Origin of the sequence: Paraburkholderia sp. PGU19 (assembly GCF_013426915.1) — a bacterium.
Taxonomy (GTDB): domain Bacteria; phylum Pseudomonadota; class Gammaproteobacteria; order Burkholderiales; family Burkholderiaceae; genus Paraburkholderia.
The window spans coordinates 449,216-464,710 of the sequence record NZ_AP023182.1; the positions used below are offsets into that span (position 1 = coordinate 449,216).

The following is a 15,495-nucleotide window of genomic DNA, read 5'->3' on the forward strand; positions in this document are numbered from 1 at the left end:
ACGTTGTAGAACCCGGCTTGGCTGCCTGTTCTATTTGCTCCCGGGCGTCACGGAAATAGCAACGGCTTCGGTGTACACCACCTCGATCTGATCGCCCTTTCGGATATTTTTCAGCTGATCGGGATTTTCGACGACGAGGTCAACGTCCGCTCCTGAAGGTCCTTTCACCGTGATCGCGTTCGCTCTCTGATCAACGGACACGACGTCTGCCCTGACCGTCACCTCACGGCCGATGGTACCGCCAGGCTTCGCGCCGGAAGCCGCGCGCTCCTGGATCAGACGTTGCGTACCGTAACGCGGACCGCCCGTTTTGGCGAGGCTCACGGATATCGCTTTCGTATAAACCGTTGTGACTGTATCGCCGACCGCGAGCTGGTCGAAGTTGCGCGTCTCGTCGCCCACCTGGAGCTGCATGACCTTGCCCGATTTGTCCTTCAACGTGACAGTCCGGGTAGCTGGCTCTATCGCGACGATCGTTGCTGTCACAGTCGTCGTCCCCGATGCGTTGGTTTTCTGCGGTCCCTTCGTCACGTCGATGGAAGTTTGAGGTTGCGCAAATGCCGGGCAGGTCATCAATACGGTGACGGCCACAAACAGCAAGCTGCCTGCTTTCATGTTTTCGCTCCTCAGAGTTTCAGCACACCGTTGTAGAGCCCAACGGCTGCGGCTATCGCTGCAGCCATCACTGCGGCGAAAATGAGCTTCTCGATTGCCTTGAACACCTGCTTGCCCGCTTCTCGCCTTGCCTTCGCATAGAAGATGGCCCCCGGCGCATAAAGCAGCGCGGACAGCAGCAGATATTTGATGCCTCCGGCGTATAGCAGCCAAAGCGCGTAACCGAGGCTGATAGCGGCAATAGCCATATCCTTTTGTCTATCGCGCGCGGTGGCGCGCTCGTAGCACTCGCCACGAATGGCAAGCAGCAGCGCATATGAAACGGACCAGAAATACGGCACCAGGACCATTGACGTCGACAGGTAGACGAGCGAGAGATAGGTGCCTCGAGAGAATAACGTGATGATCAGAAATCCCTGCACCATTGCATTGGTCAGCCACAATGCATTGGCCGGAACGTGATTCGCGTTTTCCTTTCGCAGGAATGCAGGCATGGCTCGGCCGAGTGCTGCTGAAAACAGGATCTCCGCACAGAGCAGCATCCACGACAGCATGGCGCCCGTCAATGAAATCACCAGGCCAGTGCAGATCAGCAGCACACCCCAGTGCCCGACAACACGCTCGAGGACGCCTGCCATCGAAGGGTTCTGCAGCGCCGCCAGTTCTCGTTGCGTCAGGATGCCCATCGACAGGACATTGACCAGCAACAGCACGAGCAGCACTGTGATGAATCCGGTGACGGTTGCCTGCCCGATGTGCCGCCGATGCCCGGCACGCGCGGAAAAGATCGTGGCGCCTTCGATTCCTACGAAGACCCACACCGTGACGAGCATCATGCTGCGAACCTGTTGCGTCACGCTGCCGAGTTTCGGATTCGCTCTTCCCCATATATCGGCCGTGAAGATGTCCAGTCTGAAAGCGGACAGGCAGATTGCTATGAACACGACGAGCGGGAGAAATTTGGCGACTGTTGTGATCTGATTCACAATCGCGGCTTCCTTGATGCCCTGCAATACGAGAGCATGCACGCACCACAGAAGCAACGATGCACAGACAATCGCGATCGCCGTATTGCCTTCACCGAAGACGGGGAAGAAGAATCCGAGTGTACTGAACAGCAACACGAAGTAGCCGACGTTCCCAAGCCACGCGCAGATCCAGTAACCCCATGCGGACGAAAATCCCATGTAGTCCCCAAACCCGGCTTGGGCGTAGGCGTAGATCCCGCCGTCGAGATCGGGCTTGCGAACCGATAAGGTCTGGAATACCAATGCGAGCATCAGCATGCCGACGCCCGTAATCGTCCAGCCGATCAGTACGGCGCCGACATCAGCACTTGCCGCCATGTTCTGCGGTAGAGAGAAGATTCCTCCGCCGACCATCGAGCCGATTACAAGCGCTGTCAGCGCCCCGAGGCCAAGTTTCTGTGTCTCTGGCTGCGCGTGATTCAATCCAGCTAGTTGATTCACGTCCCCTCTCCCACGGCGAGCGGGCGCGGAAACAGACTGGACCGGGCCCGGTGCGATGCCGCGTTCCCGGCATCATCTGTTCATCCGGCAAGCCATCTGCAGTTAAGTCTGGTTGAGAAACAGGCATTGTTCAAGATAGGACAAGGCGCGCGGATACGGGTTGAACGATTGCGTTACTCGGGCCGGATTTTTCTTCCGGTCAGGAATAGCGCCCGCCGCGCCCTCAAACTCGGGAACTCGCCGCAAGCACAGCGTGCACAATCGGCCGACGCATCAAGCGTGACGCAGCATGCGCGTGTTACCGCCGGAAACCACCCATCCTGCCCATACCGCCGACGCGCCCGCCCATTCCGCCGGTCTGCCGCCATTGGCCGGACCGCTGTTGACCAATCGCCCGTGCCCTGTTCTGATCAGCCAGATTCCTGCCGATATCGCCGCCCGGCTGAGCCGGCTCCCAGCCCTTTGGCGTCTGCATCTGCCATCCGCCGTCCGGGGTTCGCTGGTAGACGTTACCGTCGTGCCCTGCATACACGTCGCCGTTGTTCCATGCGATCGCATTGCCCGTATTCGTGTTGACGGCCACGCCCTTGCTCGTCACCGTTCGTTCGCCACTCTGTGTATTGCCGGATATGCCGATTTCGGCGGCGGCGGCACGCCCGCTTTCCGGATTGCTTCCGACGATCTGACGTCCCGCTGCGTAGTCTCCCGTGTACGCATTGCCGACGGCTCCGCCGCGGCCGGCGACGGCCTGACCGGTCAATGGATTCACGACCGAACCCTGTCGACCTGCGGCAAAGCTACCTGAATAGGGATTGAAAGCCGCGCCCCTGCTTCCCTGGTAATGCGCACCTGTAGCAGGGTTGTAGCCCTGCACGGCCGCAGCACGCCACTCGGTGCCCGTCCACGCATTCCATCCTTCCGCATAGGTCACCGTGCCTTGGCCCCAGCGGCCATAAAAATTGGCCTGATTCAGGTTGACGTAGTAACCATAGCCCCAGTAGTAGCCGTAGCCCCACCACCAGTACGGTTCCCAGTATGGCCACGCAGCACCCCAATCCTCGCCGGCCGCGAAGCCGTAGGAGAAACCCTGTTCATCGCCGAGTGCAAAACCCGCTCCGTAACCGTAGGTTGCCGGATAGCCGAACCAGACCGACCCGATGTACGGGGGATAGGCGTAGCCAGTCCCGAAGACCACCGTCCCGTCGAGGCTCACGTAGACGCCCTGGTAGCCAGGCGTGTAGCCCACGACGACCGTGTCTGCCGTGACGGAATAGATGCGCACGTATGTCACGTAGTAGAGGGGTGAACTCACCGGGATCGCATAGATCTCGTCCGGGACCGTGGTCGCTACAAGCCAGGGGCCCATCGGGGTGGCGCCGGAAAACCAGACTCCGTTCGTCACACAATAGTAGTGGCGATCGCTCGCCTGCACGACGGGCGTAGCCGTGTTGACCGCATAACTGAGCGACGTCCCGGCTATCGGTGCGAAGCGCGGTTCGCCGTCGTAACGGACGATCGTGGTAGCTTTCGCGCGTGACACGGTGGCCGTCTGCGGAACGGTGGTAGCGATCTCCGCTTCCCTCGCCTGTGGCGTACCGGGTATCGATACCAACACGTTTGCTTTCGGGTCCGACGGTGAGATCTTCGCGAAATCGGCCGGCAGTTTCTCACCTGGTACGTACTGCCATGCACCACCACTGACGGCCGAGAACCAGCGCCCGGATATAAGCACGTAAATCTCGCGCGTGTCCGTGTCGACGAACACGGCATGCTCGGTATTGGCGACTGTTTGTAGACGCGTGCCCGCGACGGCGACGAGCCTGAACGGACCGTGAGTGATCACCAGTTCAGTGGGCTCGGTGGCGAACAGTATTGCCGGCGCTGTAGAAGCCGGCTTGCGGCTGCCCGGCAGCAGCGGGTCATAGGGCATCGATGCGTTCGCAATATTGGCCGCATTCACGAGATCATGCGACGCAGTCTGCACGTGCCACGTAGCGTCCTCACGACGCGTGTACCAATGCCCGGCCGCTTTCAGGTACAGGACGTCTTCGCGATCCCGCAGCAGAAGTGCACGGGTGTTGATGGCTCGCTGATAATGCGTGCCGCTCACAGCTCGCCATGCAGGCTCGCCATCCACCGAGACGAGGACCGTCGGCGTAGTTGCGAAAACAATGCGTGGAGGCGTATTGAGCACTGCCACCCGGGGCACCCTTCCCCCTTGCTGCGAGAGCGCATAGCTTGCCTGCAGCACATCGAGAGACGCCGTCAGACCTTTTGGCGGCAGCCGCGAAACGAGCGTATCCAGTACTGCGCCCGCCTGGTCGGGGCTGGTCGGCACTTCGACGCTGTCCACCTTGATGTGCGACAGCTGCACGAGGCCGGATGCCTTGTCGACGTCGGCTTGTGCCGACAATCGGGCGACACCATAGGTGGGATTCCCGCCTTTCGATCCGACCGCAATCGCGGCACGCGCCGATAGCTGGTCGCCATCCCACTTCACGATCTCCGGCTGGTAAATCTCGATCCGACTGGTCGCAGTATCGAAACTTCGAGGCCAATTGATCGAAGGCCAGGCGCCGGGAGCGGTCGCGGCAACTGCGACAGGTAGCCCATAGGGCATCAGGGCCACAACCACTAGCCCGAGGAGTCGGTGGCATCCACTCAACATCGTCGTAATCCCGCCTGCAGAGACGCGTTAACGGAATCTGCGCTGATCCAGCCGTTGCTGATTACGCTCACAGTATAGAAGGGCAGGCGGTGCCTCGCTGTTAATGACTTCCTTTTTCACCGAAGTCGGCTTCGCTGAAAGACTTCGCGCGTAGGTCAGTGTAACGAGCACGCCGGCCATGGCCCGACTCAACGCTAGCGTTTCTCCATCGTCCAGTCCGTTTTTCCTGTACCGCAAAACCCGGGGTGAAGATTCATCGACTGCCCTTTTGCCGAGAGGACGATCGTTACCCGACGGCATGTCGTGTTCCCCTCATGACGCGTACTCTCCGGCGTCATGGTTGCATCGATCTTCACGCTATTTCCCGTCCCCTGGTTCGTCCATTGAGTTGCCTCACCGTCCCTCTTTGTGTTGAGCACATCGGTGAGCGCGACTTTGATCGAGTCCATATCGTTCTTCTTGATGTATGACATTGGTGTGTCGTTGAGGAAGTTCAGGTTGCTCGCTTCTGCGGCCGCCATCGTGGTCAATAGCAGCACCGCTGACATCGCTTGAGCATAAAGCACCGACCGTACATATACGGATCTATGAAGTGACATGACGATCTCCTACTGCTGACAGTAATTGCGTGCTGAGATTCTTGCGCAGGGTTCCGAGCGCAACAAGCAAAGGGCGTAGCCATCTGACACCTCAGCTCGAAAAAAGGTATGACCTTTGGACGATAGGTAACAGCGGGTTAACGGCAAGCAAAATGAAAGAGCTATGTGCGGTAGCGCACATGAGGACGTGTCGACAGCCTGCGGCGTTTAGTGATGTATGCAAGGAGCATCGCCATGCCACTCATCGAACATGCCAGGCGGCAGACCACGTCAACGTCTTGCAAACGAGCATATCGTCGAACTTGACCGCAGGATTCGCGAGTTGCGATTGATGAAGGAAACGCTCGAACACCTGGTGCGTCATTGCAAATGCGACGCCCGACGCGAATGTCCAATTCGTACGATGGACGATGTTGGGGCGACATAGATGTTTGCGACCGTCGAAGCCAACCTCGGTGACTGCATCGGTCGCTCTCTGTCGTTACCGCGTTAACTCCGGTGGCTTCGGAACGTTCATTGAACTGGTGCTCCCGGCCAGCAACGGTCGTTGGATGCGTCGGTGCTGTGGCCATTCGAGCGGCGCTTCGGCTCACGAAGCGGCCATTAACATGGCTTCGTTCCGCGTGGCGGTACTAGGTCGTGAACCGCTGATCGAGGACAGCGCGACAGGCCATTCGATGTTTGCAAGTTCAAGATCGGACCGCGTTCGGATGCTTTCGGCCATTCGACTTCGCGAATACAGGTATTCAACCCGCTTGTCATTGAACCGGCCCGTTTGCACGCGATTCGACGCCGCGCCAATATCGAGCAGAGCATGCCCTTCATGCCTTCCCTTGCAACGGCGTCGCCGTTGAAAACATAACATTCCTGTCCTCAAGGCGCGCCATTGCATTCAAAGGATGCGGTTGGACTCAACCATTAATGCCCTTCTTCTTCCACTGTCAAATTGTTCTGGACCGACGTAACTCCAGAAACACTCTCAGCAACCTTCCCTGCGACGTCTATCTGCGCCTGTTTCGGAACCATTCCTACAAGATAGACCTTGCCGCTACGAGCGATGGCGTGAACATCGGTCCAGTCCATGCCCTTTTGCTTGTACAACGCAGTCTGAACTCGCTTCGACAACTCTCTATTTGCTGCTCTCTTCGACGAACTAGAGGGGGCTGTTGGCGAAGCTGCCGCAGTCGTGTCTTGTGCGTTAACAACGGGAACGGTTGCGACAACGGCACTGACGGTGATCGCTGCAACAACGTAGGTCTTCATGGATTTCATCTCTTCTCCTTCAGGTGAGTTGCAAAACTGGGTGTGAGAGACTCGAAAAGATCGCTGGTCAATCAAAGTGCGGCGAAAGACAATCCCGACGTTGATGACCGGCGGCCACGACGTTCAGCAATCGAATTGTAGGCCTTTCCTCGTCGGATGCGCACGTTTAGGCGCGTCTAGAGCCGCTGGAGAGTCCTTTCTGCCGGACCTTCGACTAGTGGGTCAGGGCCACTCTTTTTGTGAATGACGGTAACGGCACCGTGACCAGGCGAACGGTCGCTGTCAATGGCGGCCGTTAAGATCTTGCGGCATCCAACGGCCGCAGCGGGTCGTAATTGCGCGTTCAGTCGCGGCTTGAGTTGTCGTTCGCCAGTGATGGCAAGCGGACGTCAGGAATGCAGCCCGCAGCGGCCTCTCGATGGCGGATGACCGAACGTCGGGTATGGCCAACCTTGAGACGCCTGAGCGCAACCATAACGCCTGCGCGAAAGGCTTATGAAAGATTTCAGGCGACAGTCTCGGCATACGCGGGCCGTTTAGCGTTGAGCCGTTGATCGCCCCTCCTGGCAATCTCAATTTCAGCACTTTGCCGAAATCCGATAGTGCTCGGAGTTTTGGCTTCCTACCGTTCGCCTATTGGAGCCCAAACAGCTGGTCATGCCAGCGCAGGAGTACGGCTCCGACGGCCCGGCCAGCGCGGAACGCACCATCGTTGTACGCGCCGGCCTGAAGACTGTGACCTCCGAACGGGAGCACGTATGGAAACCAGCCAGCAACTGCAACCAGAGACCGATGGTGACGTCGGTCTGCTGCACAAAATGGGCTACGCCCAGGAATTGTCCCGGCGTATGAACGGTTTCTCGAACTTCGCCGTTTCGTTTTCGGTGATTTGCATTCTGTCGGGCGGCATCACCGCATTCCAGATGGGATTTTCAGCTGCGGGCGGCGCTTCCATTGGATTGGGCTGGCCGTTGGGCTCCGTGTTTGCGCTCATCGTCGCGGTCTCCATGTCCCAGATCGCGTCCGCCTATCCGACTGCGGGCGGCCTTTACCACTGGGGATCGATCCTCGGCGGCAAATGGTGGGGATGGGCAACCGCGTGGATCAATCTCATCGGGCTCATTTTCGTCATCGCCGCGATCAATTTCGGCACCTACGATCCGTTCTTCAAGACCCTGATCGCACCGATGGCTGGCGTCAATCCCGATAGCCTCAACTGGTGGCATCAAACCGCATTTCTGACGTTGATCACCGGTTCTCAGGCATATCTGAACGCGCGCGGCATCCGGATCGCCAGCAAGATTACCGATCTGTCCGGCTATCTGATCTTCGTTGTCACGATCGTTCTGGTTGCCGCGCTCCTGTATTACTCGCCCGTGCCGTTCGATCTGGGTCGCCTGGTCAGCTTCACCAACTTCACGGGTGTGGATGGCAGCGCCTGGCCGAAGCAGGCAACACCGCTCGCGTTTCTTGCCGGACTGCTGCTCGTGACGTACACGATCACGGGCTTCGATGCCTCGGCCCACACGTCGGAGGAGACACACGACGCAGCCCGCAACGTGCCGCGCGGCATCATCGGATCGGTGTTCTGGTCTGCGGTATTCGGTTACGTGATGGTGTGCGCGTTTGTGCTCGTCATGCCGGATCTGACTGCCGCGATGAAGCAGGGAACGGGCTTCTTCAGTGCAATCCTGGCGCCGATCCCGCCCGCGCTTCGCGTCTGCCTCGAACTGGCGATGTTCTTCATCAACTACGTTTGCGGTCTCGCCGCGATCATGTCCACGTCGCGCATGGTGTACGCATTCGCGCGCGACGGCGGATTGCCGTTCTCGAAGTACTTGCGCAAGGTGAATGAGCAGCATCGCACGCCCGGTGCAGCGATATGGGCATGCGCGGTGCTCGCCATCGTCGTCACGCTGTATGGCGACGCGTTCTCGGTCCTGAGTGCGGGCAGCGCGGTGTTTCTTTACATCTCGTACGCGATGCCCGTCGGAGCCGGCATGCTCGCGGAGGGCCGCACATGGAACGAGAAAGGTCCGTTCGAGCTCGGCATCTGGTCGAAGCCGTGCGCGTTTCTCGCGTTGATCGGCGCGTGTGTGCTCGCCTATGTCGGCATCCAGCCACCGAACGAGAAGGTGCTCTACGTATTCGTGGCCTTCGTCGCTGCGCTCGTTCTGATCTGGTATGCGTTCGGCGTTCGCAAGAGTTTCAACGGACCGCCTGCTCTGGGATCGCAAGCCAATGCGGATCGCATCCGGCAAATCGAGGCGGGCGTCGATCCGTCGGTTTAAGAACATCGAGTCGAATGGGATTACTCATGACTGAATCGAAGCATATGGGCCGCCTCGCAGGCAAGGTGGCAATCGTGAGCGGCGGCGCCGGTGGCTGCGGTGCAGCGGCGTCGACGCTGTTCGCGGCAGAGGGCGCCCGCGTGGTGATCATCGACCGCGATGGCGATGCGGCCGAAGGGCTGGCGGCAACACTGCGCGATGAAGGGAAAAGCGCGCTTGGCTTGCAAGCCGACGTGTCGCGGCAGGCGGACGTGCAGCAAGCGGTATCGACTGCACGGGAGAAGTTCGGCAACGCCGATATCCTGTTCAACCACGCAGGCACGCTGATCGTAAAGCCCTTCCTCGATATCGAGGAGACCGAATGGGATTGGCTCATGAGCGTCAACGTCAAGAGCATGTTCCTGATGACGAAAGCGGTGTTGCCGCAGATGCTGGAAAAAGGGCGGGGCAGCATCATCTGCACGTCGTCGATTTCCGCTGTTCTGGCGACGCCTGGGGAAGTCCTGTATGACGCCACCAAGGGCGCGTGTCATATGTTTGCACGCGCTATCGCCGTGGAGTACCGGGACAGGGGCATCCGATGCAATGCCATTGCGCCCGGCTTTATCCGGACACCGCACGGTATGCGCGAATTGAAGGATCTCCAGGCGATGGGTGTGGATGCAACGGAAGCGGCGATCGCCGCGCAGCAAGGGCGCTTGTGCGATCCATCGGAAGTCGCGGCGGCGGCGCTCTTTCTGGCGTCCGATGAAGCGAGTTTCGTCAATGGTACGCATCTCTTCGTCGACAACTGTTTTTCGGCGGTGTAGTGAACGAAGGCTGGCCGGACACGCCGACTGGGTAATTTTCGAAAGTACATCTTGTCAGTTGGAAAATTGTCCAGATGTACAATCGACAGCGCTTGCCACCACGTTCGAACGACCATGACGGCGCTTGCCCAGTCACCTGTTGACGATGTCACGGAGGCCTCACTCGCGCAGGCTGTGTCGTATAGCGCGTACACGAGCGTCGACGAGCAGGCGCGGGCGTTCGACGGCTGGTCCGCCACCTACACGCAGATATCGGGTGGTGTATTCCATGGCTCGTTGTCGACGGTGACGCTCGGAGGCGTTCGCCTGCTCGTTGAAGAGCTCGACAAGGTGATCTATCAGCAAGGCGCGATTGCGCCCGATCGCCAGGTGATCGCGGTTCCGCTGCAACTGGAAGGCCACGCGAGACTGTGTGGCGAAAAAAGCGGGCGTGACAGCCTCCATGTGTTTTCCAGCGTTCCGCAGTTCGAGTTTTATTCGCCGGACCGGCACGTTCTGATCAACGTCGAAATCCAGTCCCAACATCTGGCGTCGGACCGTTCAAGCTCGGCAGCCGCATCACTGCGGGCTAAAGCACGAGCCCCTGTCATTCCGCTGGACACCGACACGGCCGAGAACCTGCGCACTCTGCTGCGCCTCGCGATGGCCGCAAGTACACGATCGTTGCAAGACCGCATGGTCGAATCCGACGAACGCGAACGCCTGCTTGAACGCACGATTCTGTCCGCGATCTCCGAAGCACTCACCGTCTATCCCGACGCGGTGAACATGGGCCGCGAGCGCCCCGTCAGGCACTGGGTATTGGTTAAGGCGGTCGATGAGATGTTGCAGGACGCGGCGACCTGCCCGCTTTCGATTGCGGAGCTGTGCGCGGATCTCGGCATCAGCCGAAGGACGGTGCAGTATGCGTTTCAGGAAGCGCTCGACCTGAACCCGGTTGCGTATCTGAGGGCGGTTCGTCTGAACCACGTCAGGCGCGAGCTCCGATCGGGGGCAACCGTGACAGACGCCGCAACGAAGTGGGGTTTTCTGCATCTGGGCAGTTTCGCAAGCGACTACCGTCGAATGTTCGGAGAGCTGCCTTCGGCGACAGTGAAGCGTTTTGCATCGTGACAGGCGCTTGATTCAGCAAATGCGATGGCCACCGATATTCGTTTGCTTCATCCCAGGTCGTCGTCCAGACGGTTATTGACAAGAATCTTGAGGTTGCAGCTGACGTGACACAGGTGCTGGAGGCAGAGACGCAGACGTTTCCCGGTCTGCGCGGCTCGCTGAGCCTCCTTCGGCCTGACTATCCACTGTCAATCTTCTGATACCGGCCCTTGGGACTCCAAGGGTGCGACCGGCAGCAACGCGTCGATTACTGTCCTCCGGACGTGCATGAAGCTGCCGTTCGACCTGATCACGTGCTCATCGGGAATACTAATCATAGCCGCTGTTGGACGATGGTCGCGCCAACCTATGCCTGGACGCGCGAGAATTCCGCCCGGAAGGAGGCGACGATATAGCGCTCGGCATACTTCTGCCGATTGTCATTCAAGCGCGTCGCTTATCCTCTGGATGAAATGGGGCGCTCCTGTCGTGTGTGCGACTCGCACCCGTACCCTGCCCCTACCTAACCCTCCCTCCCTGAAACGCTTTGATGGCGGTGTACTATCGTCATCGCAGGACCGTTTGCGCACGACATCCATATACGTCTTCGCGGACGACAATCGACCCCGACGGGGGTGGTGGGGAACAGCATGAGGGGCTTGCCTCTGGCGTGGGCATTCACATGCGCATGTGCATGCGTGCCGCCAATCGCCGTTGCGCAGGGTGTCACCGCGGCCCCTGCGCCCGCAGCTTCGGTTGGCGGGAGCGCGAGAAGCTTTCTGGCGGACGCAAAGCGCATCGTCGACGCTGCGTCGCGATCCGTCACTCCGTGGAACGGACCGCGTACCGGGCCGCGCGCCCAGCCCGACAAACACATCGCCGTCCTTGCTGAGGATTTGCGTAACGGCGGCGTGCTCGGTGTGGTCGACGGCATTCTGGAAGCCGCGAAGGTCATCGGCTGGAGCGTGAAGGTCTTCGACTCCGAGGGCCTGCCGGATCTTCGACTGAAAGTCCTTGAGAGTGCCCTCGCCAGCCATCCCGATGGTCTGATCATTGCGGGTGCGGATGCCCGCGCGCTGACACCCGCGCTGCGGCCTTTCGCCGATCGGGGCATTCCCATCGTCGGCTGGCATGTCGCTGCCCAGGCCGGTCCCGTGCCCGGCACGCTCGTAGCCATGAACGTCTCGACCGATCCGCTCGAAGTCGCCCGCGTGACGGCGCTCGCGGCTATCGTGCAGTCCGGCGGACATGCGGGTGTCGTCGTCTTCACCGACGCGTACTTCCGGATCGCGCGGGACAAGGCTGATGAGATGGCCGCCGTCATACGCGCATGCAGTGGCTGCACGCTACTCGACATGCGCGACGTCGCGATCTCACGCAGCCGGGAGCTGATGCCGGACACGACCCGCGCGCTGCTCGCACGCTACGGAAAGCGCTGGACGTACGCGCTCGCAATCAACGACATCTACTTCGACTATGCCGCGCCTGTGCTGACCCAGGCCGGCATACCCGAGGGCGCACTGTCGATGCTGTCGGCGGGCGACGGCAGCGAGTCCGCCTTTCTGCGGATCCGCACGGGCACCTTCCAGACGGGCACCGTCGCCGAACCGCTGAATCTGCACGGCTGGCAATTGATCGACGAGATGAACCGGCTGTTTGCCGGTGAAAGCGTCACGAACTACGTGGTGCCGGTGCATCTCGTGACGGCCGACAACATCAATGCGGACGGCGGCGACCGTCTGATCTACGATCCTGCCAATGGCTATCGCAACATTTATCGCCACATCTGGCAACGCCCGTGAAACTGCTCCTTCCTCAATCGCTGACCGCGCAATTTGCGCTAGTCGTCTCATGCCTCGCGGCGCTGGTGGTCGTGGTCGGCGGCACGACGCTTTACTCGCTGTCCAGCTCGGCCCACGCTATCCGTGCGTTGGCTGAGGCGCGCCTGGCGCGTCTCGAGGATGCTCAAAATCTGGCGCAGCAGACACTGAAGATCGAACGCCTGTCGTCGCAACTGTCCAGCGATGACACTGTCGACGCCGTGCGGGAGACACATCGCCAGATCATCGACCAACTCGCGTCATTCGATGGCCTGGTGGACCGCCTCGCTTCGCCAACGGCGAGCGACGACGTCGGCGTTGACGCGCTGGCGCTGCATCGATCGAGCCAGCGCTTTCGAAACACCGTCAACGTCGAGGCCCAGATGCGCGAGACGGCGCTCGCTACCGGGACTGCGCGGCGAAGCGCACTGGGAGCCGCGCCGCAGCCCGGCACGTCACTAGCGAGACTCGACGACGAACTGCACCGCCAGGCTGATGCCCTCTCCGCCGCGGCGCGCCAGCAGTCAGGCTATCTGTCGCGCGCTTATCGCGAAGCCGTCGAGGCGCTCGCCGACGAGGCGGACCGCACGCGTAAGTGGGTGGCCGGCGAAGTGGCGGTGAGCCTGCTGATCGCGTGGCTGATTGCCCGCGTCTTTCTCGGCCGCCGCGTCGTAGCACGGCTACGGCGGGTGAGCCATACGCTGCGCCATGGCGATCCCGGGGGCGAACAAGACGGCGTGCCCGTGCTCGGCGGCGATGAGATCGCCGACATGGCACGCGCCGTTGAGCAGTTCCTCGAAGACCGGCGCCAGCGACGCCAGGCGGAAGAAGCCCTGAAAGAACTCAACATTGAACTCGAGGCGCGCGTCGCGCAGCGCACAGCCGAACTCAGCACGGCGCTGGCCGGCCAGGCGGCCGAGATTGTCGAACGTCAGCATGCCGAAGAGTCGGCGCGCGCCAGCGAACAGTTTCTGAGCAGCATCGTCGAGAACATCCCGGACACCGTCTTCGTCAAGGAGGCGGCAACGCTGCGCTTCGTGCGCGTCAACAAGGCCACGGAGAAACTGCTTGGCTACGGGCGCGACGAGGTCATCGGCAAGTCCGTCCACGATCTGTTTCCGCCGGATGAGGCCGATTTCTTCGCGTTGAAGGATCGAGACGTGCTTGCGTCGAAGCAGATGGTTGACGTGCCCGAAGAGCCCGTCCACACGCGTCATGGGCAGCGCTTCTTGCACACGATGAAGATGCCGATCCTTGATGTGCGCGGCGAGCCGCAGTTTCTGCTCGGCATTTCGCGCGACATTACCGAGCACAAGCGCGCCGAAGAAGAGCTGCGCCGGTATCGCGAGCATCTGGAAGACATGATTCGCGAGCGCACGGCCGAACTCGCGATCGCGAAGGAACACGCAGACGCGGCCAATCAGGCAAAGAGCGATTTTCTGGCACACATGAGCCACGAGCTACGCACGCCGTTGAACGGGATTCTCGGCTTCGCGCAGATTCTCAGGCGGGACACGCGCCTCGATCAGCGCCAGATCGACGGGCTTACAGTGATCCAGCGCAGCGGCGAACATCTGCTGACACTCATCAACGACATCCTCGACATGGCGAAGATCGAGGCCGGCAAAGTGGAGCTGGACCCGACGGACGTGCCGCTCGAGCGCTTCATGTACTTCATCTCGGAGACGATCCGGGTGAAGGCAACGGAAAAGGGCCTCTCGTTCACGTGTGAGATGACGCCGCCTTTGCCCGCAGGCATACGGGTCGACGAAAAGCGCTTGCGACAGGTGCTGCTCAACCTGCTCTCCAACGCGATCAAGTTCACCGAGGAAGGCGACGTGCAGCTGCGCGTCGCCTTCCTGCCGCCGGAGTGCCTTCGTTTCGAAGTGCAGGACACGGGCATCGGCATCGATGAAGCGCGTCTCGAAACGATCTTCCGGCCCTTCGAGCAGGCGAGCGACAACCGGCACCGGTTCAGCGGCACCGGGCTTGGCCTCACGATCAGCCGGCAGCTCTTGCGGCTGATGGGCGGCGATATCCATGTCGTGAGCCGCCGCGGCGCGGGCAGCACGTTCTCGTTCGAGCTGAACGTCCCCGTGGTCACGCCCCAGGCCGCCGATACCGCACCCGAATGGGCGGTCAGCGGTTACAAGGGGCCGCGCAAGAGCGTGCTCGTCGTCGATGACGTGATGGAAAACCGTGCCGTCGCGGTCAACATGCTCGGCCAGATCGGCTTCGAGACGGCAGAAGCGGTCAACGGGCTGGATGCGCTCGAAAAGATACAGGCACTTCGACCGGCGCTCGTGCTGATGGACATCGTCATGCCCGGCATGGACGGCCTCGAAGTCACGCGGCGCTTGCGACAGATGCAAGCGTTCCGCGATCTGCCCATCATCGCGATCTCGGCCAGCGCATCGGGCACCGACGCGGCGAAAAGTCTGGCGGCGGGCGCGAACGCGTTTTTACCCAAGCCCGTCGACTATCGGGCGCTCTTGTCGCAGATCGCAAAACTGCTGGATCTCGAATGGAGCGACGCAATAGCTGGCGCGCCATCGGTAATGACGGGGACCTTGATCGCTCCGCCGCCGGATGAAATCAAGGCGCTGCATCATCTGGCGCGGCTCGGTGACATGCGCGCGATTGTGCAGCATGCCGCGCATCTTAATGAACTCGACGAGCGCTATCGCCCCTTCGCAGATCACGTGTGCCAGCTGGCGAAGAACTATCGCTCGAAGGCGGTTCTCAGCTTTGTCGAGCACTATCTGGAACGATAGTCCCTTGCGCGACGGTAAGGTTTCGTCGTTTCCGCTGGCAGATCGCGTGCGACCAATCGCTCGAGGTCCGCGTGCGCGAGTCCAAGCTCACCGCA

The 15,495-nt window shown here is 60.6% G+C and carries 10 protein-coding genes; 5 read left to right on the plus strand and 5 right to left on the minus strand.

Annotated features, from left to right (window positions below; translation table 11 throughout):
• Positions 1 to 30: 30 nt before the first annotated feature.
• The 5 genes from H1204_RS42470 to H1204_RS42490 form a co-directional block, all read right to left on the minus strand.
• A complete protein-coding gene (locus tag H1204_RS42470) occupies positions 31 to 615 on the minus strand; it encodes a hypothetical protein (protein ID WP_180736072.1) in 585 nt (194 codons plus the stop codon).
• Positions 616 to 626: 11 nt separating this feature from the next.
• On the minus strand, positions 627 to 2,084 hold the full coding sequence (gene arcD, locus H1204_RS42475; protein WP_180736073.1) for an arginine-ornithine antiporter: 1,458 nt from the start codon (positions 2,082 to 2,084) through the stop codon (positions 627 to 629).
• A 298-nt stretch (positions 2,085 to 2,382) separates the two neighbouring features.
• On the minus strand, positions 2,383 to 4,704 hold the full coding sequence (locus H1204_RS42480) for a carbohydrate-binding family V/XII (protein ID WP_243469135.1): 2,322 nt from the start codon (positions 4,702 to 4,704) through the stop codon (positions 2,383 to 2,385).
• A gap of 242 nt (positions 4,705 to 4,946) precedes the next feature.
• Positions 4,947 to 5,351 (minus strand): hypothetical protein, encoded by a 405-nt coding sequence (locus tag H1204_RS42485; protein WP_180736075.1) that lies wholly within the window; start codon positions 5,349 to 5,351, stop codon positions 4,947 to 4,949.
• A gap of 918 nt (positions 5,352 to 6,269) precedes the next feature.
• Positions 6,270 to 6,623: a BON domain-containing protein gene (locus H1204_RS42490; RefSeq protein WP_180736076.1), complete on the minus strand. Its 354-nt coding sequence runs from the start codon at positions 6,621 to 6,623 to the stop codon at positions 6,270 to 6,272.
• Positions 6,624 to 7,372: 749 nt separating this feature from the next.
• Here H1204_RS42490 and H1204_RS42495 point away from each other — a divergent pair.
• The 5 genes from H1204_RS42495 (at position 7,373) to H1204_RS42515 (ending at position 15,400) form a co-directional block, all read left to right on the plus strand.
• Positions 7,373 to 8,905 (plus strand): amino acid permease, encoded by a 1,533-nt coding sequence (locus H1204_RS42495; RefSeq protein ID WP_180736077.1) that lies wholly within the window; start codon positions 7,373 to 7,375, stop codon positions 8,903 to 8,905.
• Between the two features lie 26 nt (positions 8,906 to 8,931).
• Positions 8,932 to 9,714: a glucose 1-dehydrogenase gene (locus tag H1204_RS42500; RefSeq protein ID WP_180736078.1), complete on the plus strand. Its 783-nt coding sequence runs from the start codon at positions 8,932 to 8,934 to the stop codon at positions 9,712 to 9,714.
• 114 nt (positions 9,715 to 9,828) lie between these two features.
• On the plus strand, positions 9,829 to 10,827 hold the full coding sequence (locus H1204_RS42505; protein WP_180736079.1) for a helix-turn-helix domain-containing protein: 999 nt from the start codon (positions 9,829 to 9,831) through the stop codon (positions 10,825 to 10,827).
• Between the two features lie 629 nt (positions 10,828 to 11,456).
• A complete protein-coding gene (locus H1204_RS42510) occupies positions 11,457 to 12,608 on the plus strand; it encodes a substrate-binding domain-containing protein (protein ID WP_180736080.1) in 1,152 nt (383 codons plus the stop codon).
• Positions 12,605 to 15,400, plus strand: coding sequence for an ATP-binding protein (locus tag H1204_RS42515; RefSeq protein WP_180736081.1), 2,796 nt, complete (start codon positions 12,605 to 12,607; stop codon positions 15,398 to 15,400). Before H1204_RS42510 ends, H1204_RS42515 begins: the two co-directional genes overlap by 4 nt.
• Positions 15,401 to 15,495: the final 95 nt, after the last annotated feature.

Coding starts and splice junctions, on each gene's coding strand:
- H1204_RS42470 (WP_180736072.1), bottom strand. CDS start 615: ATGAAAGCAGGCAGCTTGCTGTTTGTGGCCGTCACCGTATTGATGACC.
- H1204_RS42510 (WP_180736080.1), top strand. CDS start 11,457: ATGAGGGGCTTGCCTCTGGCGTGGGCATTCACATGCGCATGTGCATGC.
- H1204_RS42485 (WP_180736075.1), bottom strand. CDS start 5,351: ATGTCACTTCATAGATCCGTATATGTACGGTCGGTGCTTTATGCTCAA.
- H1204_RS42495 (WP_180736077.1), top strand. CDS start 7,373: ATGGAAACCAGCCAGCAACTGCAACCAGAGACCGATGGTGACGTCGGT.
- H1204_RS42505 (WP_180736079.1), top strand. CDS start 9,829: ATGACGGCGCTTGCCCAGTCACCTGTTGACGATGTCACGGAGGCCTCA.
- H1204_RS42490 (WP_180736076.1), bottom strand. CDS start 6,623: ATGAAATCCATGAAGACCTACGTTGTTGCAGCGATCACCGTCAGTGCC.
- H1204_RS42500 (WP_180736078.1), top strand. CDS start 8,932: ATGACTGAATCGAAGCATATGGGCCGCCTCGCAGGCAAGGTGGCAATC.
- H1204_RS42480 (WP_243469135.1), bottom strand. CDS start 4,704: ATGCCCTATGGGCTACCTGTCGCAGTTGCCGCGACCGCTCCCGGCGCC.